The organism is Thalassospira profundimaris (genome assembly GCF_003326755.1).
Classification (GTDB): domain Bacteria; phylum Pseudomonadota; class Alphaproteobacteria; order Rhodospirillales; family Thalassospiraceae; genus Thalassospira; species Thalassospira profundimaris_B.
The window spans coordinates 30,776-55,683 of record NZ_JPWH01000016.1 but is presented as its reverse complement, the minus strand read 5'-3'; the positions used below and the strand labels follow the sequence as shown (position 1 = coordinate 55,683).

The 24,908-nt window shown below is 51.8% G+C and carries 11 protein-coding genes; 1 reads left to right on the top strand and 10 read right to left on the bottom strand.

Annotated elements, in window-relative coordinates; genetic code table 11:
* Positions 1–5: 5 nt before the first annotated feature.
* From TH25_RS17225 to TH25_RS17195, 7 genes are all read right to left on the bottom strand, one after another.
* Positions 6–12,476, bottom strand: a complete 12,471-nt coding sequence (locus tag TH25_RS17225; RefSeq protein ID WP_114089547.1) for a calcium-binding protein — start codon at positions 12,474–12,476, stop codon at positions 6–8.
* A gap of 458 nt (positions 12,477–12,934) precedes the next feature.
* Complete coding sequence (locus TH25_RS17220) at positions 12,935–13,363, bottom strand: universal stress protein (RefSeq protein WP_073957205.1); 429 nt, start codon at positions 13,361–13,363, stop codon at positions 12,935–12,937.
* 2 nt (positions 13,364–13,365) lie between these two features.
* A complete protein-coding gene (locus tag TH25_RS17215) occupies positions 13,366–15,978 on the bottom strand; it encodes a TRAP transporter permease (RefSeq protein ID WP_114089546.1) in 2,613 nt (870 codons plus the stop codon).
* A 183-nt stretch (positions 15,979–16,161) separates the two neighbouring features.
* Entirely contained in the window at positions 16,162–17,139 is a 978-nt protein-coding gene (locus TH25_RS17210) for a TAXI family TRAP transporter solute-binding subunit (protein WP_114089545.1), read from the bottom strand.
* Between the two features lie 213 nt (positions 17,140–17,352).
* Positions 17,353–18,204, bottom strand: a complete 852-nt coding sequence (locus tag TH25_RS17205; RefSeq protein WP_114089544.1) for a beta-keto acid cleavage family enzyme — start codon at positions 18,202–18,204, stop codon at positions 17,353–17,355.
* Positions 18,201–19,541 carry an aspartate aminotransferase family protein gene (locus TH25_RS17200; protein ID WP_114089543.1) on the bottom strand — a complete coding sequence of 447 codons (1,341 nt, stop codon included), beginning with the start codon at positions 19,539–19,541 and terminating at the stop codon, positions 18,201–18,203. Before TH25_RS17200 ends, TH25_RS17205 begins: the two co-directional genes overlap by 4 nt.
* The gene (locus tag TH25_RS17195) at positions 19,538–20,485 is read right to left on the bottom strand and encodes a MurR/RpiR family transcriptional regulator (RefSeq protein WP_114089542.1); all 948 of its coding nucleotides are present in this window, start codon (positions 20,483–20,485) and stop codon (positions 19,538–19,540) included. The genes TH25_RS17200 and TH25_RS17195 overlap by 4 nt, the downstream gene beginning before the upstream one ends.
* Before the next feature lie 701 nt (positions 20,486–21,186).
* Here TH25_RS17195 and TH25_RS17190 point away from each other — a divergent pair.
* Complete coding sequence (locus TH25_RS17190; RefSeq protein WP_114089541.1) at positions 21,187–21,630, top strand: MaoC family dehydratase; 444 nt, start codon at positions 21,187–21,189, stop codon at positions 21,628–21,630.
* 22 nt (positions 21,631–21,652) lie between these two features.
* Here TH25_RS17190 and TH25_RS17185 read toward each other — a convergent pair whose 3' ends face one another.
* The 3 genes from TH25_RS17185 to TH25_RS17175 all read right to left on the bottom strand — a co-directional run bounded on the left by TH25_RS17185 (position 21,653) and on the right by TH25_RS17175 (position 24,291).
* A complete protein-coding gene (locus TH25_RS17185; protein WP_114089540.1) occupies positions 21,653–22,186 on the bottom strand; it encodes a GNAT family N-acetyltransferase in 534 nt (177 codons plus the stop codon).
* 8 nt (positions 22,187–22,194) lie between these two features.
* The gene (locus TH25_RS17180) at positions 22,195–22,890 is read right to left on the bottom strand and encodes a helix-turn-helix domain-containing protein (RefSeq protein ID WP_258549200.1); all 696 of its coding nucleotides are present in this window, start codon (positions 22,888–22,890) and stop codon (positions 22,195–22,197) included.
* Positions 22,891–23,172: 282 nt separating this feature from the next.
* The gene (locus TH25_RS17175; RefSeq protein WP_073957198.1) at positions 23,173–24,291 is read right to left on the bottom strand and encodes a replication initiator protein A; all 1,119 of its coding nucleotides are present in this window, start codon (positions 24,289–24,291) and stop codon (positions 23,173–23,175) included.
* Positions 24,292–24,908 lie beyond the last annotated feature (617 nt).

Below are 24,908 nucleotides of genomic sequence, written 5' to 3'. Positions count from 1 at the left end.
CGGGCTTACGCGGCCCGGGATGCCTGTGTGATTTCCACCACCGGCTGATTCATACCCTGGGCCAGTTCCGGCACGAAAATCGGTGCATCGCCCGTCGCGGCATCGTTCAGCCACAAACCGGAATCCGCATCGAAAATCAACGACGTACCACCCGAGGGGGCCAATGCAGCGAAATCAACATAACGGCCGTTTTCATCAAGCCAGAGGAAAGCACCATCCTGCGGTTGTGCATCCTGGCCAGAAGAAGACTCACCACTGTCAGACTGCGGTGCATCACCACCCGGAGCCCCCGCGGGTGCTCCTTCCGGTGCTGCGCCACCTGCTGCTGTTCCATTATTTGATGCCGGTGCCGGCGAATTTCCAGCCCCCTGTGTTGCAGAACCTGTATCCGGCCCCGTCGCAGGCTGATCATTTGCACCGCTCGGCGTGCTGACCTGACCGCCGAAAGAAACCGACGGTGTAGCACCAGCCTGTCCGTCCGAGGCATGCCGGACCGGTTCAAGCAGTGTTGCGCCTTCGATGAATTCCGCGATGGTATTATCCACAACACTGCTGGTGCGCTGCGGGATCATCACTTGCGGGATCATTGACGCATCAAATGTGCCGCGCGGGTCAAGGCCAAGGGTCTGCGATGTTCCGGACGTGCCCTGATTCAGGCCACCAAAACCGGATCCAGTCGATTGTGTTGACGAAGACGGTTCATTTCGGGGCGCGGTCGGTTCGGGACGCTGATCCTTTGCGAAATAGGCCGCCTGCGGTTGCAGGATCGGATCGCCCTGGAAGGCCGGGAATTCGGTTTTGGAATTCCGTTTTTCATCGATACGGAATTCACCGTTTTCGATCTGAACCAGGTCGAGTTTCTTATCTGCAACGATGAAGTTTGGCTGTTCCCCACCCAGGATAAAGTCCACACCGGAACCGGAATCAAGGGTGTCATGACGACCGGTAAAGGATTCCGTTGAACGGGCCATACGCGGCAGACTGTCGTGATATTCCTTGCCCGCTTCACGCGGAACGAAACCGTAATAAACTTCGCCTTCGTCCCCGATCAGAATGTCGTCATTGGCACCGCCAAACAGATCATCTTCAAAGGCACCGCCGATCAGTTCGTCATTGCCTGCATTGCCAAACAGCGTGTCGTTGCCGTTATTTGCAGCCAGCAATTCCTTGGTATGAATTTCAAGGCGGTCTGTGGTGTTCCGATAGGTTGCCCCGCCCTGGTCGCCAATAATGGCGTCATTGCCGTCATTGCCTTCCATATAATCATCAAACGAGCCACCAATAATGATGTCATTGCCATCATTACCAAAAATGCGATCATTTCCGCCCACGGCCTGATTACGCGTTTCAAGGGTATAATGGGTGCCCAGATCCCAGTCTTTCTTCTCGGCAATCACAAAGATCGGCGAATCATCAAGTTTCAGGTATCCGGCATCCCCCAGGATAACATCGTCACCCGAACCGGCCGTAATCGTATCATTGCCCTGTCCGCCAAAAATGACGTCATTGCCCGCACCGGCCGTAACGGTGTCATGTCCGCCAACGCTTTCCTCAACCGTCTCAAACAGCACCAGCGTCCCGTCCGCCTTGCGAGTCAGTTCCGCCAGATCGCCAGAGATATAATCCTCGCCGCTACCGGTTGTGATGGTATCGGATCCCGACCCGCCAATAACAACGTTATTGCCATTCCCGGCATTAATGACGTCATCAGCAGCAGTATCCAAATCGCCATTGCGGCCCTTGACATCTGCGCCAACGCTCCATTTCGGAACAACAATGCCAAGGTCGCCGAGAATGGTGTCATCGCCATTGCCGGTTTTGATCGTATCTTTGCCGATACCACCCAGAACAAAGTCAATCCCGGTCGACGCGCCGGTCGTGATGTTGTCATCACCACTAATGGTTTCTTCAACCGTTTCAAAGCTGAGAAGGTTGCCGTCGCCATCACGTTTCAGTTCAGCAAGGTCGCCCGAAACATAATTGGTGAAACCCGCCCCATTTGTTGCGCCCGTACCAATGATAATCGTGTCATCACCGGAACCACCCAGAACAACCTTGTTGCCGTCATCGGCATAAATCTCGTCGCCATTGGCTGTACCGATATTGCCATTCCGTGCAATTATATCCGGTCCGGCATTGCCGACCGGGATGATGATGCCAAGATCGCCAAGAATAATATCGGTACCATTATAGCCATAAATGGTATCGGAGCCGATCCCACCCAGGATGAAATCATTCCCGGTCGAGGTGCCTGTGGTAATGTTGTCATTACCGCCAATGCTTTCTTCAACCGTTTCAAAGCTGATCAGATTGCCATCGGCATCCTGTTTCAGTTCGGCAAGGTCGCCGGAGATATAATTGGTGAAGCCTGCACCACTGGTCGCGCCGGTACCAATGGTGATGGTGTCTCCACCAGAACCACCCAGGACGATCTTGTTCCCGTCACCGGCTGTAATGGTGTCTTTGTTGGTCGTACCATTCAGAACGATGTCACCATTCCGCGCCGTGACTTCCAGTCCGACCGTGCCAACTCGAACGATTTGACCCAAATCACCTAGAATAGTGTCGTTCCCATTATAGCTGGTAATAGTGTCGTCACCGGTACCACCCAGGATGAAATCATTCCCTGTAGACGCGCCTGTAGATGTGCCGCTGGTAATGATGTCATTACCACCAATAGCCTCTTCAACCGTTTCAAAGCTGATCAGATTGCCATCGGCATCCTGTTTCAGTTCGGCAAGGTCGCCAGAGATATAGTTGGTGAAACCTGAACCACTGGTCGCGCCGGTACCAATGGTGATGGTGTCTCCACCAGAACCACCCAGAACGATCTTGTTCCCGTCACCGGCTGTAATAATGTCTTTGTTGGTCGTACCATTCAGAACGATGTCACCATTCCGCGCCGTGACTTCCAATCCGACCGTGCCGACACGAATGATTTGGCCGAGATCACCCAGAATAGTGTCGTTCCCATTATAGCTGGTAATAGCGTCATCACCGGTACCACCCAGGATGAAATCGTTACCGGTCGAAGCACCCGTCGTGATGATGTCATTCCCACCAATGCTTTCTTCAACCGTTTCAAAGCTGATCAGGTTGCCGTCGCCATCACGCTTCAGTGCGGCAAGATCGCCCGAGACATAGTTGGTGAAACCCGCCCCATTGGTTGCACCGGTACCAATGGTGATGGTGTCATTACCGGAGCCCCCCAGCACAACCTTGTTTCCGTCACCCGCGCTGATGGTATCGTTGTTGGTCGTACCAAGGCTGCCATTGCGCGCAATCACATCGGGCCCGACACTGCCAACCGGAATGACGATGCCAAGATCACCCAGAATAATGTCATTGCCGTCACCAGCGGTAATGGTGTCATCACCGATGCCACCCAGGATCACATCATCGCCCGCACCGGTTTCGATGGTATCGTTGCCACCATTGTCTTCATCAACCGTTTCAAACTTCAGAACCGGGTCGGCGGCAAGTTCACTCAGCGGATCATCCGATCCTTCTTCGACGGTGTAAGTGCTGCGCGTTACCGCTGCATTGTCACCGGCGACAAAATTATTGCCTTCGCCACCAAAGATGACATCTGCAGCACCACCACCAATCAGGAAGTCATTGCCCGCATTGCCGTAAAGGGTATCGTTACCGCCATTTAAACCATTGCGCGCAACAATATCGGCATCCGTACCATTGGCCGGGGTGACATAGCCGAGATCCCCCAGAATGACATCGATACCGTCTTCACCGGTGAGCGTATCCGCCCCCGTACCGCCAATGATCACGTCATTATCGGCACGGCCATTGATAACATCATTGCCGCCAACATTTTCAAATGTGGTTTCCGCCCGTGAAATACGGCTAACCTTGTCACGCGTGACCGTCCCGATATCGCCCAACAGGGTATCATTGCCTTCGCCACCATCAATGGTGTCGTTGCCGCCACCACCAATCACAACGTCATAGCCGCTATCGGCATTGATCAGGTCGTCACCGCTATTGCTGCCGTCACGCCCGGTAATCGTTGCACCAAGTCCGGTTGACGGTTCGATCTTGCCATAATCGCCAAGAATAATGTCCGAACCCGTCCCACCGAACAGGGTTTCGCTCCCGCCGCCGCCCAGCAGCATGTCCGAGCCCGAACCACCATCGATGGTATCGGAAGAACCTTGACCTTCATCAACGGTTTCAACAGAAATCACATCAAGGATCGTATTGGGCTGGCTGCGCAGCAGGCTGATATTATCACCGCCAACAACATCACGGCCAACTTCACCATAGAGTGTGTCAGACCCCAGACCACCAACCAGGATGTCGTTGCCACTGCCCCCCTTGATGGTGTCCTTGCCCGTTGCCTTATTATCACCCTTGACCAGATACTGACCCGGCGTTGTGGCACCAGCAGCCCCCTGAACCAGACCGGTATCACCCAGCAGCACGTCATTGTGGTTGCCACCATCAATAAAGTCATCGCCGATACCGCCAAAAATGATGTCTTCGTTGTCACCACCGGTAATCGTGTCGTTCCCGCCAACCAACGCGGCAATATCAGTATTGGCGTCAATCAGCATACCGTTATTGTCAAAGGTGATGGTGCCGGTATCGCCAAAGATGATGTCGTTACCATCACCCCCGTTAACCTCGTCAGTACCAGCACCGCCAAACATATAGTCGTCGCCGTCATCACCATTCAGGACGTCATTGCCACCCTCCGAGGCCGAGGAGACCAGCGTCAGGCTGATTGCGGTCGAGCTGGTTTCGTCACCGAACATGCGGTCGGAACCATCACCACCATACAGTTTATCGTCACCCAGACCACCAACGATCAGGTCAAGACCACGCTCGCCATACAGGGTGTCATTACCATCCTCGCCAAAAATGTCGTCATTGCCGGAGCCACCATAAACGATGTCATCCCCGGTACCGCCATGAATGATGTCGTTGCCGCTTCCGGCCTCGACATAATCATTCCCGGCCCCGGCATAGATGGTGTCATTGCCAACATCACCATAAATTTTGTCAGCACCCGACCCGCCATAAATGGTGTCGTCCCCCTTACCGGCACGAATAACAGCACTGCCCGTGCTCATGGTACCACCGGAAATACCGTTGCCATCCAGACGGATCACGTCGTCCCCGGCCCCGCCATCAAGAACCATATCCGATGTAATACCGCTCAGGATGATTTGGTCATTACCCGCACCGCCATAGGCGACCACGGATTTAACATTGTGGAAAGTCTGAACCAGATTATCAAACAGCGAGGAACGAACCTCAATTGTCTCATTCCCTTCGGTTCCGCCAACATGCTTGATATAGAAGGTTTCATCACCGTCTTCGGTGTTATCAACCAAACGGTCCCCGGCATGGGTCCCCATATTGATGGTCAGGGTGCCATCACTCAGGGTTCCAAGAACCGGTTCGCTTGGCGGAACCAGATCCCAGGTAAAGATGGTTGCCTTGAAAATCGTGTAATCAATTTCAAAGATCGTAACATCCGTGAACAGCAGATGTGCCGTAACATCGGCAATCGCCGCAACACGAATATAAAGTTCACCATGAATTTCAAACAGATATTCCGGCGATATTTCCATCAAGGCCAGGAATTCGGAAGGCCGTACCTTGCCGTCATGATTGGGATCGTTCAGATCAAAGGAAATGGTTGTGCCCAAGGCAAGCTTCAGACCGCCTGAGGCCGAAATAATACCTGCGCTGACCGTCAAACTGGCAGACCCGTAGATTTCGCCATTCAAAACAACTTCCGGCAGATCTTTGGAGCCAGCATGTTGATCGATGATATAGAAACCATCAAACAGCGAAATCGGATTCCCGCTATCGACAAAGTCTTCCAGACCCTTGAGGTCATAACCACCAGCAAAGTCGAACGTTGCCTTGAGATCGGTACCAATTCCGATTTCAAGCATCAATAATGGCGGATAAAGCGGATAGGGCCAGCTTTTGTTCAGGTTGAACTCAAGATCAAATTTCGGCAGATCAAAACGGAACAGTTCGACTGCATCGGTCTGGCCTGTCAAAAGTTTGAGTGGCAAATTTTTATCCGTAAGAATCGGCACTTCAAAGATATTATGCCAGGTTTCTTTGGTCAGATCATCGAACAGACCACCGACACCATATTTGGTCTTGAAGTCGTCGTAATTGCCAAACGGATAGCTTCCACTAATAACCTCGGCAAGATTGATGCTTTCAACACCCTTACTGTTATGAAGGACAGTATCGCCATCATAGCTGAAGGTACCAAAATTGGCACCAAGGGCATCTGTTCCCGCCTCTTCCCGGAATTTGTTAACGGTATCAATCAGGTCAAGCAGGTTATCGACCGTACTGATAAATCCAAAGACGCCACCATTGGCTGCACCAATCGAACGTGCCATATCGAGGATTGACATATTGCCAATCACTTCGGAAATACCGGGAATCGGCGATGTCAGAAACTCGACCAGCGGACGAACCGGATCAAGGATGCTGTCGATTTTATCAAAAATCGGCGCCAGCACATTATTAATAATACCGGTCAGACTCATCGTCACGTCACGGAACTCAAGCGTTCCGTAGTCTGCTACCGCAGTGGTGCCATTTCCAAACTGCTGGTGGAAATCAAAATCAACAAACAGCTCATGACTGATTTCCGGCAGTCCCAACCCGGAGGCAGCACCGGCAGCGGAGCTTCGAAGATTGAGGTCAAGCTGGCCTTCCGCATCAATACGGGAATTAAACAAGTGATTGACTGTGCGAACTTCACCAAAGGCCAAGCGGCCATCATGCGCGCGACTATTGCTGTCAATGTTGTTATCAACATTGTTGCCCTGGTCCGGATTGATATCAAAAGTCACTTTACCCGAAAAAGCCGATGCCTTGTCAGTAATATCGGAATTGAGAATGCCCTGTCGGCCATCCGCATCCAGACCGTTGAAACCAAGACTAAAGTCGACCACAAGTTCGTCAATCGCACTGGTATCGACAAAGAAACCCTGCGCAGCGTTGACACCGAAATCAAAATCAAAATCCATGCCCAGAGTAAGGTTGACCGAACCACTGGAAATATCGATGCCAAGACCTGCAATCCCCAAATCGTTAACAAGGGCAACCGCCTGGTCAAAGAAATCCCAGTGAATATCCGCTGAAAAACGAACTTCATCAATATCCTGATCATAAACGGAGATCACATCGACATTCTTGCTGTGATCAGATCCGTCAACGGCACCAAGCTGCTTGAGCACGGCTTCAATGGCATTTTCCGCAACAATATTGGTCGGCACAACCACGCCAGGATTGTCATCCTGGAAGTCCTGGATGGCTTCGGAGATCGAGTCAATAAGCCCTTCGTGAAGGTCTTCGAAATACTGCGCGGTTACGCCAAGCGCATCACCAATAAACGGCAAATCCAGTTCCAGCAGGCGATTTTCAATCTGGCCTTCAAGCTGGCTAAGGAAATAATCCAAACCGTTCAACAGCAAGCCCGGATTATTCAGAATACTGCCAGAATCCAGGCTGTCACCAAGGTCTGCACTGGTGACTTTGACAACTTTGCCATCACCAAAATAATCGCTGGCCTGAACACCGACACCCGGATTGAAGTCAACACCGCCAATTGAGAGTTGCAAATCTGCCTTAACAGCGACGTCAGATGAAACACTAGCAATGTTGGCAATATCGTTGCTGTCAAGTTCATTGAAATACAGCCGATCATCATTCGCCGAGCCGTTATATTCGTCATTCAGCGTCAAATCGAATTTCGCGGGGCCAGAAACCCCAAAGCCCGACTGCCCGGCAACAGTACTGCCCGCCAAGCTGCCCAAGGCAACAGACCCGCCACTGACTTTACCAGTTGCAGCACCGAAGTTGGTATTGAAATTCAGGTCATTGGCCGAAACCGTCAGGTCAAAATGAACTTTGCTGTTCTGGGTATCTATGAAGAAACGGTCATTATTGCCATCGGCATACAGCTTGCCGCCGGTCAGAATCCGCGCATTGTCGACTGCAGTTGTCTGCGTTCCGGCAATGCCCAAATCTTCTGCGGCGGTTGAACCGTTCACCGATTTAATGACCAGGCCAGGTTCGGCACTGGTGGTGGCAACGTCAGAAACCTGCAGGCTGGCACCGCCGCCCAACAGATCGGTATCCGCAGTTAAGGAAAGTGTTTGTCCGCTGACCGAAACGGTAATCAGGTTGCCAAGGGCGGCATAATCCGGCACGGAATCCGCAATACCATCAACATTAACGGTATCCATGAAGGCCGCACCGAGTGCACGTTGCAAAGCAGCCTCGAAATCGCTGGTCGTGCGGTTTTCATCGGCATCCAGATGAATGGTAACAGGTGCCGCCCCATTTACGGAAATGGCAAAATCAAACGCCGCAGCAGGGTTGAATTCATCGCCAAATGTACCGGAAATCACACCGCCACTGGCATTGCTATCCAGCCCCAGATCATCCAGACCAGAGGGAATAGAAGCCGCATCCGCCGTGGTCAGATCGGTAAAGACAAGGCTGCCATTTCCATCGATCTCGATGGTCAGTTCAGAACTGTCAATCCCGGCACTGGTCGCGGCCTGCTCAATACCGGCAATAATGTCGGAAACGGTGGCGCCACTGGTGATCAGGGCATCAAGATCAACTTCAAAGCTTTCGCCATTGGCAAGTTTGATCGACAAGTCGGTTTTATTTGACGCATTGGTACCAATGCCCTGCCCGCCATTCAAATTGCCAATGGTCGTGCTGCCCGTTGCCGGGGTGCTGTTTTCCGGCTGGCTGAGACGGAAACCCAGCGTGAGCCCGACGGTGGCCGCCGCCGTGACATCAACAAGACCCGTGCCGTTGACATCAACAATATTTTCAAGCCCGCCCAGAAGGTCCTTTACAGCCTGGTCATTGGCCTGATCGGCCAGATCGCCAATGGCAAGATTAAGCGATTCCTGGCTGGTAAGGCCCGCAGGCGAATAGTTGATGTCAATCATCAGGGCCGTCTGGTCCTGGGTCAGATGAACATCAATTGCGTCGCTGTTGGCATCCATACCAAAGGCGGTTTTAAGTGCGCTTTCAAGGTCGGCCAGACCGGAGGACGGATTGTTTTTAAATGCCAGAAGTTTTGCCTTCATATCGGCGGCAAAATCAAGCAGGCCAGTCGCGCTCATCCCCAGAAGCGGCAGATCCACGGCCAGATCGGAACCAGCATATTTGCCGCTGATATATTGCAGTGCGTTTTGAAGAGCTGCGGCAATACTGTCAACATCCAGATCGGTCAGGGCCGCAACATTCTCGCTGTCCAAACCACCCAGATCAACGGTCGGTGTCAGGTTCTGCAAATCGCTGATGGAAGCAAGCTGATCCATCGTAATCGAGATATTGCCAACCGTAACATCATCGAGAACATCGCCAGAAATATCGACATTCGACAATGTCAGTTGTGCGTAAGGCTGGTCCCCGTTACCCGAACTGAAATGGACATCGGCAATGGTATCAATGGATGTATTTTCACCACTCGCTGTGACAAGAACATCACGCGCCGTCGTCGGGGCGGTTTGCCCGCTTTCCGGATCGGTAAAGCTGTTATCAACCGACACAACCGCATTCAGCAACACCGAACCTGAACCATCCGCTGTAAAATCGATCAATCCAACGCGGCCGGTGGCATCTAAATTGGTAATCGACATGTCGATATGGACAGCAGTATTCATATTCTGCAGGCCAAGATGCTTGGCATAGCTATCGCCATGCAAGGCACTACCGGTAATACGGCCAACGGATTCAGATGAATTCGCCTGGTTGGAGCCTTCAATTCCCAGATTCAGGCCAACCAGTGAATCATTGATTGATGTCACCGTCAGATCAACCGCATCCATACGCAACGAAGAATTGATCAGGTTGCGTTCGCTGACTTTCTTGGTATCCGCATCAAATACCGAGGAAATGGATGTTGCAACCTTAAGGACCGCCTTACCATCCTCTTCCCCGACAGAAACCTGCACAATATCGCTGTAATGTTTCTGAAGTAGATTCTTGTCGCTATCCTTGGCACCGAGTTGTTCTTTCGGAACCTCAATCCCGGACAGTGCGGCATTTACAGCATTTGCAAATGCTTCAGCCGTGGTCCGTTCAGAATCTGCCGCAATATTCACGATCACCGGCGGGAATTTGCCGACCTTGAGAATGAACGATGTTGCTTCGGTAAAATCAGCATTATCGGCAATATTGCCACTCAGAACTGCAGACGGGGTCGAAGCCGTTGTATCTGTATAAGCATTTTTGCCAAGACTTAGGCCCATATCCCCGGCATTGTCACTGGAGCTGACCGATGAATCCGTGATGGTGATGCGGAACGTATCTGTATCAAGCGACACATCGAGATTTTCATCAAGCGCATTCAACTGGTCAACAAGCTGTTCAACGGTCCAGTTTTTATCAACGTCAAGGGTATATTGCGTCCCGTCACGCATCGTGATTTGCAGATCGGCCTTGCCGTCATCAGCAGTCACAATACCATTGCCATCGAACAGATTTTTCAGGAGTGGCGTTTCGCTACTCCAATCCACATCATGACCCAGGGCGTGCATATCAAACAGAAGGGTGGCCGAAACACCAATTGTCGATGTTACGGAAATGCTACCACCCGTTGCCGTTAAGCTGTCCAGCGAACCAATGGCACTACCGGCATTGAAATTGACATCGCCGCTGTAATCCTGGCTGTCTGAATAGGCAATATCCATTGCAAGCGAACCATCGACAAAGCGCAGGTTAAGCGCGTCGATCATCTGTTCGGCCGTGCCGGTGAAGCCCAAAAGTTCGCCAGCCTGTTGGGAAAATTCAACGATATTGGTAAAGGAGGTTTTACCCGCCAAACTGCCAATTTCCAGTTTGGCAGCCTTGTTGTCATCATTCTTGGTTGCAGTGAAAACCAGTTTGCCATTTTGCTGGCTAACACTCACACGATCTTTAACCGTTGTGGTTGCAAGTGCCGCACTAATGGCTGTCACCAGATCACCAAGACTGTCGATCGGCTGGTTATCGTCAGAGTCATCGGGCGCACTGTCATTGGGAACAGCAACATTAACTTCCTGACCATCAAGGGTCAGCACAAAGGTAAAACCATTATTGGGAAACGGATGCTCGCTCAGGTCAATAACATCGCTGACAAGGTCAACGCTGGAATTGGCATCGCTTGCAGTTGCGCTCTGATGTTCGTCAAAGCCCAGCACACCGACTTCGGAACTGAGCTGGGCGATGATATTCTCCATTTTGGCGGCCAGATCGACCGCTTCACCAATGGTCAGACCATCGGTGAAAGGCAGACTGGCATCCAGAACATCGCCCTGGTCAATGCTGTCAACCGCGCTGACAAAATTGTTCATGATGGCAAGGAAATCCTTGGCATCAAAATTGGACAGAAGCTGCAATTCCGAATTCATCGAAACATTGACTTCTTCGTTCAGGCCAACAACATGGCCCGTCACGGTAATGTCCGGATTGGTACCAGCAGCAATACCGGAAATTCCCGCCGCGGGCCCCTCAAGCGTCAAGGGCAGGCTGGCAAGAACCGTATTGGCGTCCCCGTTATTTGCAGCGTTAACCGTGACATAATTGGTCAGATTGGAAATTGACGACAGCTCGGAAGTCGATTTGTTGTCGAGCTTGTCACCATCAACCACATTCAGGGTAACAGAATATTTGATGCCCCCATCAGATGCATCGTTCGCTGTGCCCCCAACTTTAAAGGGCACAATCCCCAGAGTCAGGGTATGACCGGTCAAATCCTGGTCAACCGAGCTTTTCAGGCTGAGACTGTCAAGGCTGAAGGTAACGGCAGAGCTTTCGCTTGCAGCCCCCTGATCAACCGTCAGGGTAAAGCCGATGTCAAAGGTGAGATTCATGTGACCATTGGTATCAAGCGAAATATTGTAGTCACGCGTCGGGTCGTCCGCACCAATGGTGAAGTCGCGATCAATCTCCTGCGACATGACGACTTTAAAGACGTCCTTGCCATTTACCTCAGAATGCTCAATCGTTAACGAGCTGTCATCGGCATTGTAGTAGCCGGATTCCTCGAAAAACGCTTTCCAGTCCGTTTGCAAGTTGGAAAGATCATCGGTCTGATCATTTTCAATCGCAGCAACAATATTATCCAGGGGGTCCACCAAATTCTGGTGAAAGATGTCGCTAATATCGGCAATGGCACCCGCACCAGAGGAGGCTTCCGTACCCACAACCATCGGCAAGGGGTCAGCAAACAGGTCATGACCTTCGAGATTGTCGAGCAGGTTTTCAACCTGGGTCAGTGCCGCGCTGATGTCGTCAGTATATTTCGTTTCCAGAGGATCCGCCGACAAAAGAACACGTGGCTCAATCGGCTCCACATGCAGACGCCGGGTCGTGCGAATGGGGGCAGCCAGCAACGCCGCATGGCTGACCTTTGCATCACGGTCGTGTTTACGCTTGCCCGAAACCCAATTCCGAATTGTCCGCATCGAATGACGCCTTTTCCCGAATATCACTGAGACCCCTACATCTGCACCCCAAATGCAGACACAACTATACCATAGTGGTACTTCTTAAAATTTATACAATAAACACGGATCAAACTGGACTCGAAAATTCTGACAAATACTGACAATCATGTGCCAATTCGTCGCCCCGCCTGCTTTATCGGGCAACAGCACTACGGACAGTCAATATATTGAAAATAAAAATAAATATTACAAAAACACTGATCGAAAAGCCTCTGAGCCCAACCAAATTTCAAGGCACCGATCAAAACCGCATTTTTTATACCATTAGGTATAAAACTCACCTCGCAAGGCTATAGACATTCGGATAATCACCTTGCTGCGAAAATCATCACAATCGTTTACGTCGTCACTATCAGGCAAAAAAAGCGGGCATGCCACAACATGCCCGCCAGACAACAAGGGAATGGATAGAAGGGTCAGTCGCGAACGACAAGCACCGAACAGGTGGCATGACGCACAACACGCGCGGCATTTGGCCCCAAAAGATAGTCTTTCAGTTCCGGTCGGTGGGCCCCCATGACGATCAGGTCACAGTTGGTTTTTTTGGCGATCTGCAAAATCACCTCGTAAACCGTGCCTTGCCCCACAATATGCTGCACCTTGATTTCCGCCGGCACGTTTGCTGCGACAAATTCGTGCAGGCGTTCGTTATAGGCTTCGAGAACCTTTTTCTCGTATCCCTTGGGGAAAAACTGCCCGACCATCGACATGCCAACCGTTGGCACAACAGTAAGCACATGCAGACGCGCACCTTCCTGGCGAGCCTCGCGGATGGCTGCAGGCAGGGCCTTTTTCCATGACGAATCATGGTCCAGATCGACAGTAACAAGGATATCCTTATACATCTTCAGCCCTCCTTGACGGGTGCACGGGTGCCATCACTATGGCGATGGCGACGACGCTGGAGGAAGATGATCAGGCCCAGCAACAAAAATGCCGGGGCAAAAAACACTTCCTTGGGCATCCGTTCCGCCTCAAGCTTGATGGCAGTGATTTCATAATCAAAATCGATCCCCACCTTTTCGGCCGGGCCGCCAAAGACAACGTCATCGACATAAATGCGGCCGTCTTCATTACGCACCGCGATCCCGGCATTATACAGGCGATCTTCGCCTGATGCCTTGGGCCCCAGCGGCAACATGACCGATTTCTTGACCTCATCGCCTTCCAGGTTGATGCCTTCGACATCAATGCGCAAATTGGCATTGGCCGGCAAAGTGGCAACCTTTTCAACAATTTCGGCAGGGTTGACGTTGTTATAGGGCGGTTCGACCAGATCAAGCCAGAAACCGGGCCTAAACAGGGTGAAGGCGACCAAAAGCAATGCCGCACTTTCCCACAGGCGCGAACGGGTAAAGAAATACCCCATTGTTGCCGCCGCAAAGACCAGCATCGCAATGATCGCCACCACAATCACCCAGATGGCCTCGAAAACATGATCAATACCGATCATCAGAAGCTGGGTATTGAACAGGAACAGGAACGGCAAAACGGCGGTGCGCATGCTATAGAAAAACGCGACAAAGCCGGTTTTCATCGGATCCGCCCCGGATATGGCGGCTGCGGCAAAGGATGCCAGCCCCACCGGCGGTGTCACATCGGCCATGATGCCGAAATAGAACACGAAAAGATGCACCGCAATCAGCGGCACGATCAGGCCATTTTGGGCGCCCAGTTCAACAATCACCGGGGCCATCAGGCTGGAAACCACAATATAGTTGGCCGTGGTCGGCAGCCCCATGCCCAGGATCAGGCTGATAACGGCCGTCATGATCAAAATCAGCATCAGGTTGCCACCCGAAATGATTTCGACAAATTCAACCATCACCTGGCCAATGCCGGTAAGCGAAACCGTCCCCACGATAATACCGGCTGCGGCGGTTGCAACGCCAATGCCGATCATATTGCGCGCACCAGTCGCAAAACCGTCAATAACGTCAACAACACCGGTGCGGAACAGGGACATATAATCGGGCTGTTTGCGGAAAAAGGCCTTAACCGGCTTTTGCGTCAGCATGATGAAAATCATCAGCACCGTCGCCCAGAAGGCCGACAGGCCCGGTGATTTCAGTTCGATCATCAAAAACCACACCAGAACCACCACCGGCAGCAAATAATGCAGGCCGGCCTTTGCCGTTTCACCCAACGGGGGTAATTCAACAACCGGCTGGTTGGGGTCATCCATTTCCAGATCGGGATATTTCGAGGCGTAATAAAGACCCGCCAGATAAATCAGCACGCATTCAACCGAAACAATCCAGCCAACAGCCGCACCAAATAATTGCTGCTGCCATTCCAGGGCGTAATAAACCACCCCGGACACGATCACCAGCGAGCACAGAAAAATCAGCGAACGCAAAAGCGTGCGCTTCATATCGGGCTCTTCACGGCGCGGCAGGCCCTGCATATTGGCCTTAAGCGCCTCAAGATGCACAATATAAATCAGCGCAAGATAGGAAATGGTTGCAGGAAGGAAGGCATGCTTGATGACTTCGGGATAGGGAATACCAACATATTCCACCATCAGGAAGGCTGCAGCCCCCATCACCGGCGGCATGATTTGACCATTCACCGAAGATGCCACCTCAACCGCGCCGGCCTTTTCCCCCGGAAAACCAACCCGTTTCATCAGCGGAATGGTAAAGGTCCCGGTCGTGACCACGTTCGCGATGGAGGAGCCTGAAATAAGCCCGGTCATGGCCGATGACAGCACCGCCGCCTTTGCCGGCCCCCCGCGCATATGCCCCAGCGCGGCAAAGGCCACCTTGATGAAATAGTTACCCGCCCCGGCCTTATCGAGCAGGGAGCCAAACAGCACAAACAAAAACACAAAGCTGGTGGAAACACCCAGCGCGATCCCGAAGACACCTTCGGTGGTCAGCCATTGGTGCGACATGGCCTTGGAGAAACTTGCCCCGCGCCATTGCAAGACATCGGGCACCCAGGGCGCATTGCCAAAAAAGACATAGGCCAGAAACACCAGGGCCACGCACATCAGGGGCGGGCCAAGGGCACGTCGGGTCGCCTCAAGCAACATCACCAGGCCAACACCAGCCACCACCAGATCCATTGTGGTCGGCAGGCCGGGACGACCGGAAAGTTCAACATAGGCGATATAAATGTAGGCCGCGCAATAGGCGCCTACCAAGGCCTGAACCCAATCCTGGATTGGAATATAGGTTCGCGGTGAACTTTTGAAGGCCGGATAGGCCATGAAGGCCAGAAACACCGCAAAAGCAAGATGGATGGAACGGGCTTCGGTCGAGTTAAAAACGCCGAAATGGAATATATAGGGCAACGGCGATGCCAGCCAAAGCTGAAACACGGACCACGCCACGGCCACAAAAAGCAGAATTCGGGCAGTTATACCGCCAGGCTGTCGCGCGCCCGTATCGGATTCAGCAATCAGGTCCTGAAGATCCCGATCATTGTCATCCGCCGCACGTTTTTCGTTTGTCATGCTATTTCCCCGGTCAAAACGGCGATGCCGTTTCAGTTACACCCAGAACCTGATTGATCCCTGCCAGGAAAGGCCAGGGATCATGTGCGGACATATTATTGATTTCTTTGAATTTTAACGCCCGCGCAGGACAGGAGAGACAGGCAAAACGGGAGGCCCGAAGGCCCCCCGTTCAAAGCGACCTTACATCAGGCCAGCTTCCTTGTAATATTTGACAGCGCCGTCATGCAGCGGTGCAGACAGACCGTCCTTGATCATTTCTTCTTTTTTCAAAACGGCAAAAGCCGGATGCAGCTTCTTGAAGTCGTCGAAATTCTCGAAAACCGCTTTGACAACATTGTAAACAATGTCGGTGTCGGTATTGGTCGAAGAAACAAAGGTCGCGCCAACACCAAAGGTTTTCACATCTTCCGGGTTACCGCGATACATGCCGCCGGGAATGGTGGCGATACGGTAATAGGGGTTATCGGCAACCAGCTTGTCGATTTCCGGGCCGGAAACGTCAACCAGTACAGAATCACAGGCCGTGGTGGCTTCCTGGATCGACCCGGCCGGATGACCAACGGTGTAGATCATGGCGTCGATTTTGTTGTCACACAGTGCCTGGGACTGTTCGGCCGGTTTCAATTCGGAAGCCAGCGCGAAATCATCCACGCTCCAGCCTTTGGCGGCCATAACAACATCCATCGTGTCACGCTGGCCGGAACCCGGATTACCGATATTGACGCGTTTGCCCTTCAGGTCATCAAAGGTTTTGATGCCGGAATCCGCACGGGCAACAACGGTGAACGGCTCGGGATGGATCGAAAATACAGCGCGCAGTTCCTTGAACGGGCCCTGATCTTCAAATTTGCCGGTACCGTTATAGGCGTAATACTGGATATCGGATTGGGCAACGCCCATATCAAGCTCACCCGCACGGATGGTGTTGATATTGTAAACCGACCCGCCGGTGGATTCGACCGAACAGCGAATACCGTGGTCTTTGCGGCCCTTATTGACCAAACGGCAGATCGCACCGCCGGTTGGATAATAAACGCCGGTTACACCGCCGGTGCCGATGGTAATGAATTTCTGGTCAGCAGCCGACGCCTGGGTCGAAAACATCGAAACCCCGGCCAAGGCCACAACCGCACTTGCAATAGCAACAAGCTTTTTCATCAGGATTGACTCCCTATACACCCTGTTGGAATTATTCAACTGTGCAAAGCAACAGAAGAACTTGGACGCAGAACCATCGCGTGCGATGGTTCCCCCCAATTGCGGGGGACTATATTTAAAGCTGCACAATTATGAACCCAACAGCACGAGAAGTGATCCCTCCTGACCGTCAAACTGTGAACAATATCACAGGATTTTCAACTTTTTTTGATATTACCACGCCGGACGAAGCAACTTGCGCGCTACTTTTGCATCCGCCACCGGGCGTCCCAGCATCAAAACACCCTTTTTTGCCTGGTCAATTAACGCCGCATTGGACGTGGCAGATGTTCCATCCACCAACAGGGTGTTGTTTTCAAAACCGATCCGGGCATGACCGCCAAGCGCGATTGCCGCCATCGCACAGGCATTTTCAAATTGCCCGAAGGCGCACATCATCCAGTTTGACACCAGCGACGGTTGCTCCCGCAAAACGGGTGTTGCCAAAAACGCCAGCAAATCAACCGGGCTGGATTTTTGCCCTTCGGTATAGCGTCCCAGCACATATAACAGCGGAAAACCGCTGCCAGGAATAACACCACGCGCCACCAGCTCGGCATATCGCGCAAAGTCCTCCGGCGCATAAAGAATAAACTGCGGCAAAATATCCGCCTCGCGCATGAAGGCACAAAAGGCTGAAAGTTCCTGTTCGTCACAAGTTTCTGGTGCCACTTCACGAATGGCCAGCGATACCGCCTCGGGCACCAATTCACGCACCATCGCCATCTGGGCGTCGGCATCATAAATGCCAACCGCCTCGCTTGTAACCTGTATCAACAATTCATCGCCGACAGCTTTGCGAATTTCCTGTATTGCTTCGCGGTAGCGTCCCACATCCAGACTATGACCGCCTTCATCGTCCCGGACATGCAAATGTATCACTGACGCGCCAGCCTCAAGACAGGCGCGCGCCTCACATGCAAGATCCGCCGGAGTAATCGGCAGCCCCGGATAATCAGCCTGCATTTTGCGCGCCCCGTTCGGGGCAACAGCCAGAATGGCGGGCGTTTGTGCATAAAGGCTCATAATTGCCCCTTTGCTGAAAAGACCTGATCAACGGTTTTGGCAAACAGGGTCACAATGTCGTAAATCTGTTCTTCGGTCACAATATAGGGGGGCGCAAACAACACATGGTCCCCGTGCTGCCCGTCAATCGTGCCACCCATCGGATAGCACATCAGACCATTTTCAAAGGCGGTTTTCTTGATTTTGGCGTGAATTTTCAGGGATGGATCAAAGGGTTCTTTTGTCTTCCGATTAACAACAAATTCCACACCACGAAACAAACCACGACCGCGAATATCACCAATATAGGGATGATCGCCAAAGCGCGTCACCAGGGCATTTTGCAGGGTTTCCCCCTGTTTTACGACATTTGCCAAAAGGCCCCTGCCCCGAATGGCACGCTGCGTTGCCAGGGCGGCGGCACAGGCAGTTGCATGGCCCTGATAGGTATGCCCGTGCTGAAAAAAACCGCTGCCACTGGCAATGGCACGGTCAATTTTGCCTGAAACCAGTACCGCCCCAATTGGCTGATAACCGGCACCAAGGCCCTTGGCAATCGTTTGCAAATCGCCCGAAATCCCTTCCTGCTCGATCGCATGAAGGGTACCGGTGCGCCCCATGCCACACATCACTTCATCAAGGATCAACAAAACACCGTACTGGTCGCAAATTTCACGAATACGTTTGAAGTAACCCGGCGCGGCAGTAACCGCACCCGATGTTGCGCCCACAACCGGCTCGGCAACAAAGGCGGCAACCTGGCCTGCTCCCAGCTTCAGGATCGCCCCTTCAAGTTCATTTGCCACCCGCAGGCCATATTCCTCGGCACTTTCATCTGCTTGCTGGTTGCGATAGGCATAACAGGGCGAAACATGGCTGGCATCAATCAACAGGGGTTCAAACTGCCGTCTGCGCCACATATTTCCGCCAACCGAAAGCGCACCCAGCGTATTGCCGTGATAGCTCTGACGCCGGGCAATAACAAATTTGCGCTCTGGCTCTCCAATTTCCAGGAAATATTGCCGCGCCATTTTCAGGGCAGCTTCAACCGCCTCGGACCCGCCGGAAACAAAATATACCTTTTCCATCCCGGCAGGCGCATGAGCAATCAGATCATCGGCCAGTTCTTCCATCGGATCGGATGAAAAGAAACCGGAATGGGCATAGGCCAGCTTGCCAACCTGATCAATAATGGCGGCCCTTACATCCGGGTCCGAATGCCCCAGGCAGGAAACAGCCGCCCCACCCGACGCATCAAGATACCGTTTGCCATTTTCATCGATAATATAAATCCCCTCCCCCGCAACGGCGCGGGGCGGCTGGACAAGGCTGTTGCGATGTAAAACATGTGTTGTCATGATTTTATGTTCCGTTTGGGACTGGCATCCCGCCAGTATGTCTCGAAAGCCGAAAGCTGCTTTTCGGCCCGGGCAATTTGCTGAAGGGCTGTTTCTCCGCCACGAGAGACCAAAATCGCGACCAGCGCCTGCATCACCGCAACGGCAGCCGTAAAACTCTGAAAAAACGACGGGGACGCATCAGCAACCATCAGATTAATGCTGGCATGACGCGCCAGCGGCGAAACATCGGAATCCGTAACACTGATAACCGTAGCGTTTTGCGCCAGCACATAATCGAGCACCTGCAAACTGTCGTTACTATAGGGGCTTAACCCAACCGCCAGCAAAACATCGCGCCGCCCCATGCCCCGCAATTGATCGCCAAAGGTGCCAGCCGCCCCGTCCACCAGCGTCAGATTGTCGGCAAAAAAGCGATACGCATAGGCAAACTGAAAGGCAGCAGGAAACGCTCCGCGCCGCCCCAGCACAAAAACACGCCGGGCATTCCCGATCAGTTTGCAGGCATCCTGCATGGCAGTGCACATTTCCGGCCCAAAAGAGCGGGCAAGATTGCCAAGCTCCTGATGCAAAATTTCTGCTATCAATGTCGTTTCAGTGCTGCGGGCATCGATTTTGCTGTCATCTTTGTCCTCGTCCGATATGTGCCTGGCAGTACTGCGATGCTGCAACTGGCGGGCGCGTCCCGTGTAACTGGCGGGCATATCGCGCAAACGGTTTTGATAACCCAGACGACATTCCTGATAGCTGGCAATACCGATGGTTTTCATTAAACGGACAAGGGTGCTGGGCGTCACACCAGCCGCGGTTGCCAAAGCCCGCATCGATTTAAGGGCGACATCATCAGGATGATCAAGCATATAACGTGCCGCGCGTTGTAGCTGCGGGCTCATCGCATCATATGTATCAATCAGTTTTTCGCGACAATCGTCATATGCTGGCATCTTTGGCCCTGCCTGCTTCTGGATAATAGCTGAAATTAAGCCATATCACGGACCAGAAAACAACAAATGTTTCACAATATCTCATAATGAAACATTTGTTTTTATTTCTGTTTCACATCGTTCATTCTAGCGATTATTTATTCAGTAAAATCATATACTTAAAGAATATGTTCAGAGGCCGTGATACATATCGCAATATCTGAGTGTTTCACCGTGATTTGCGGAAATATGGGCAAAACCGCCCGGTGAAAGCGACTCTGGCGTCAGATGTGAGAAATTGATGGGCGCGCAGCCCAAATGATCGGCACTTCGCGGACATATGGACGTCCGCAATGTGCCGAATTTTAATTCAAGAAGGCCAAATAACCGGTTTTTCTTTGCGCGCCATAGTCGGTCCATCTTGCGCTAAATGTGGTCCGATGCTTGTACGCATTGGCACAATCAAAGACAATATCGAATAAATATTATTATTTTCAATATGTTGTTACATCAGAAACGATGATCGATCTTCGAATTTACGTGTCGCGTCTCAGGTGGTTATCCCACTGCCGCTTGTCCCAAAACATCATCCCTGTTCGATAGTCCGGGTTTAATTGCAAGCCTTGGGCCCAATTGGTAAAAGCGGGTTAGACAATCAGCCAGATTTCACCTGGCAGGGGCAACAGGATGTTTTATCCTGTTTTTAGGGGGCGATAATCAGCATGGAAAACAGGCAATATTTCAAAGACTACCGTAAGGGTGAAATGCGCCAGAGCCCTGCCCGTACCATTACCGAAACCGATATTGTCGTACATGCCGGGCATACAGGGGATTTTTCCCCCCATCATATGGATGCCGAATTCGCCAAAACGACCGAATTCAAACGCCGCATCGCACATGGCACTCTGGTTTTTTCCTTTGCTGTCGGTCTGGCATCACAAACCAGCAATAATCCGGTTGCCTTTTCCTCGGGATATGACCGGGTCCGTTTTGTTCGCCCGGTTTTTATTGGTGATACACTGCATGCCTCTATTACCGTTTCTCGCCTGATTGCCGAAACAGACCATTCAGATTTCGGCCAGGTTATTGAGCGGATTGATGTTTTAAACCAAAATGATGAAACGGTTCTAACCGCTGATCATATTTTAATGGTTGAACACGGTTAATTCTCGGTCCCCCCAATATCGCTCACAGTTGCTTGTACATGATCGTGGTTGGGTCCAGCGTTTCGCTAAACGGGTCCCTGGCAAAGCCGGGAATGGATCCCACTGTTACATATCCCAATGCACCATAAAGCGGTTCGGCCTTATCGCCGGTGCGGGTATCAAGCGTGATCAGGCACCGCTTACGACGTTGCGCCAGATCTTCAAGTGACCGCATAAGCTTTTTTGCCAGACCCTGGCGCCGATAATCCGGATGAACCAGCAATTTTGCCACCTCGGCACGATGTTTCTGGTTCGGTGGTGTATCACAATCAAGCTGAACCGATCCGGCGACTGCCCCCCTTACTTTTGCCACCAATACATTTCGGGTACCTGCAACGACACCGGGGCGGACATTTTCCTGCCAGAACTTTTGGGCATCATCAATGTCAAAAGGATCGATAAAACTGATGCTGGCCCCTGCATGGACGCACGCAAGAAGGAGGTAAGCCAGATCATTTAAATAAAGATCGAATTGTTCCGGCTGGCAATTTTCTATCGTTACGTCCGGGTTAAGCATTGGCCGTCTCATACAATAAACAGGTAATAGCGTGCGGCTGACTTTGCTGGCGTTTGAAAACGGCTTGCCCCGGTCAACTGATATCGAAGGCTCTCGCCTGGCCGTAATGTATAGGACGTATGATCAAGGGATAATGTTATCTCGCCGTCCTGCATGACGAGATGATGCTCAAGCCCGGTTTTTGGCGGTTGTTCGTATGTAATCGTGGTATTGGCCGGGATGGTGCATTCCAGGACTTCACCTGCCAGCGTTGAAGCAGGCGGTGAAAGAGAGCGTCGGACAAAACCTGTTTTGGGATCCGTCCATACCGGTTGTTGGCTAACAGGGTAATGAGGCTGGAAGTTATCTTCGATCAGCAACATCAAACGCGATAAGGTCAGCGTGTAGGCGCTGCATAATTTGGCGAGCATGTCTGTTGTCGGGCTGACATCGGCTTTTTCCAGCCTTGATAAGGTTGATTTGCTTATGCCGGTTTTGCTGGCAAGCTGATCGAGTGTCCAGTTGCGCTGCTGTCGCAAGTGCCGAAGCTGTCTTGCGATTTGCTGGTCCAGTTTGGCTTGCTGTGGGTGTTCCATATATGGGATATATTCCCAAATATGGCGAATAGCAAGTCCTTTGTAAAACGAACTTTGTTTGGCTGGCAGATCAGGCGTTTGCTTTTCTTGTGGACAGGGAAGGTGCTGTATGGTTTTATTTATTAACAAAGGATTAATTCATATATAACGTCCAAATGCCTTAGATTTGTTATATGAGTTAATAAAGATTGTTAGAGTAGAGTTATCTAAGTTACGTGGCAAAGAGACTCCTTTGTGTTTTCAGGAGTCAGTCATCCTGAGCCGTCCGCGTTGTACCGATCTTTTGTCCGCGAAGTATCAAATATCCCGTCCGTGATAACACGACCGCAAAGTACCGATTGATCGTCCGTGATGTACCGATCTTTGGTCCGCGATATGCCGTTAAGGGTCAAAAGTTATCCACAGATGGCTTTACATATCGATGCTGCGATTGGCGACATAGCGTTCGCAAAACGCCATAAAGGCCTTTTCCGGGTCCTTGATGACCAGTTGGTTTCTTTGGCTTGAACTGGCCCATTCACGCTCCAGATGGTCTATATCCCAGTCAGGAAAGCGTTCACGGGCATTATTGATGACGTGGATGGAAAGCGGTTTGGGTCGGAACTGGGCATCTCCCCGTTCAAACAGTTTTTCGGGGCTTTCTTCGGCCGGATTGGCCGCAGCATCAAGTGTTTCGTCACTTTGCGGACGGATGGGGCGGACTTCGAGCATCCATTCCTTGGGATTGCGGCTTTTAAACGCGCTGTCAAAATCGGCAGATTTGCCCATGCGCAGGGAATAATCGGGGATATTGCCATCCTCGATGATCTTGCCCAGATCGGCGCGAAACTTGCGTTCTTCGCGGTCAGAACCGCATTTTTCCTTGAGCGAGGGAATGCTGATCAGCCAACTGCGCTGCTGGCCGCAATGTTTGCGGGCCAGTTCATAAATGCGCCGTTCCAGCCCCTTGGAAAGGTCAAAATAACGCGGGCTGATGGTCAATACACGGCGGTCAATGACAATCGCCTTGAACATCCATTCATTCAGGGTAACTTCCACGCCGGCCATGATGGAACGGCCGTTTTTGGTTTTGCGTTCAATGATGCGGTAACTTTCGATCCAGCCAAAACCCGACCGGATTTTGTCATTTCCGGACTCAACGTTGGTTCGCACACGTGTCCCGTCAAGCCGTTCCAACATATCCAGAAAAAGGGTATATCCCCGCTTTGACGTCTGGCGTTTGGTCGAGCGCAGAAAATCATGGGCGGCGAAGGTGATTTTGCGGTCGCTAACCTTTTCACCGCGTTCAAGTTTTTCGTTGATGATCGAGCCAAGATACATCAACAAATCCTTGTCATAGATGTTTGCCATGCCTTTGGCACCCGGCTCTATGCGGATATCGACACCGCCGCGGCTGTAGTGAAATGGTGTGCGGCGCGGTTGCTTGGTCAGCGAGAACCAGGGATGCTCCATAAGCATCCGGTCGTCCTTGAAAGGGGCACCATCTACCAGTTGATCCAGAAATAGATCGACCTGTTGTGAACTTGCCACGTATCTGTCCCTTTGCCCCTGTTGTCCGCGATGTGCCGAGTTTGGTCAAATCTGCCCGATATATCAATGTTTTGATTCAGGACTGTCCGCGATGTGCCGAGAAAAAATGTCCGCGTTATGACGAAAAAGAACGTCCTTATGCGATTGAATATTCGGCATTTCGCGGTCAGATTTTTTCGATCGCAGTCTTGCCGAATTTTTTAAGGGTGTGTCTTATCGGGCCTTTGGCGGGATTTTTGCCCTTTTGTCCGCGTTGTGACGATCCGATAAAAGGCGGCTTGCGCTGGTTTTGAAAAGGCATTTTTCTAACCCTTTGGAATCCCGTCACTTTACGACTTTAAGCGATGCTTTAAGATTTATTTTCAAAAGGTTAACGGCACTTTGTCCGCGAAATAACGAATCGTTTGGTTCTCGAATCGGTACATCGCGGACAGATCAACGGCGTTTCAGGGGCGCTGGCGCGGCAGGACTGCCCTGTTTTAGTCCGGATAGAAGATTCATTTACCAAAGGAAGCGGGGTTTGTCCGTGAAATGCCGAATCGTGAAATGGCGCGTGACGGCGCTTTTGCGTTTCCCTGCTTTGGTCACATGTCCGATTGCAACAAAGACTTTGCCCT

What these genes read in the sequence shown, in the direction of transcription:
- TH25_RS17215 (WP_114089546.1), bottom strand. Translation starts at nt 15,978, where the DNA reads ATGACAAACGAAAAACGTGCGGCGGATGACAATGATCGGGATCTTCAG.
- TH25_RS17210 (WP_114089545.1), bottom strand. Translation starts at nt 17,139, where the DNA reads ATGAAAAAGCTTGTTGCTATTGCAAGTGCGGTTGTGGCCTTGGCCGGG.
- TH25_RS17220 (WP_073957205.1), bottom strand. Translation starts at nt 13,363, where the DNA reads ATGTATAAGGATATCCTTGTTACTGTCGATCTGGACCATGATTCGTCA.
- TH25_RS17190 (WP_114089541.1), top strand. Translation starts at nt 21,187, where the DNA reads ATGGAAAACAGGCAATATTTCAAAGACTACCGTAAGGGTGAAATGCGC.
- TH25_RS17225 (WP_114089547.1), bottom strand. Translation starts at nt 12,476, where the DNA reads ATGCGGACAATTCGGAATTGGGTTTCGGGCAAGCGTAAACACGACCGT.
- TH25_RS17195 (WP_114089542.1), bottom strand. Translation starts at nt 20,485, where the DNA reads ATGCCAGCATATGACGATTGTCGCGAAAAACTGATTGATACATATGAT.
- TH25_RS17200 (WP_114089543.1), bottom strand. Translation starts at nt 19,541, where the DNA reads ATGACAACACATGTTTTACATCGCAACAGCCTTGTCCAGCCGCCCCGC.
- TH25_RS17205 (WP_114089544.1), bottom strand. Translation starts at nt 18,204, where the DNA reads ATGAGCCTTTATGCACAAACGCCCGCCATTCTGGCTGTTGCCCCGAAC.
- TH25_RS17185 (WP_114089540.1), bottom strand. Translation starts at nt 22,186, where the DNA reads ATGCTTAACCCGGACGTAACGATAGAAAATTGCCAGCCGGAACAATTC.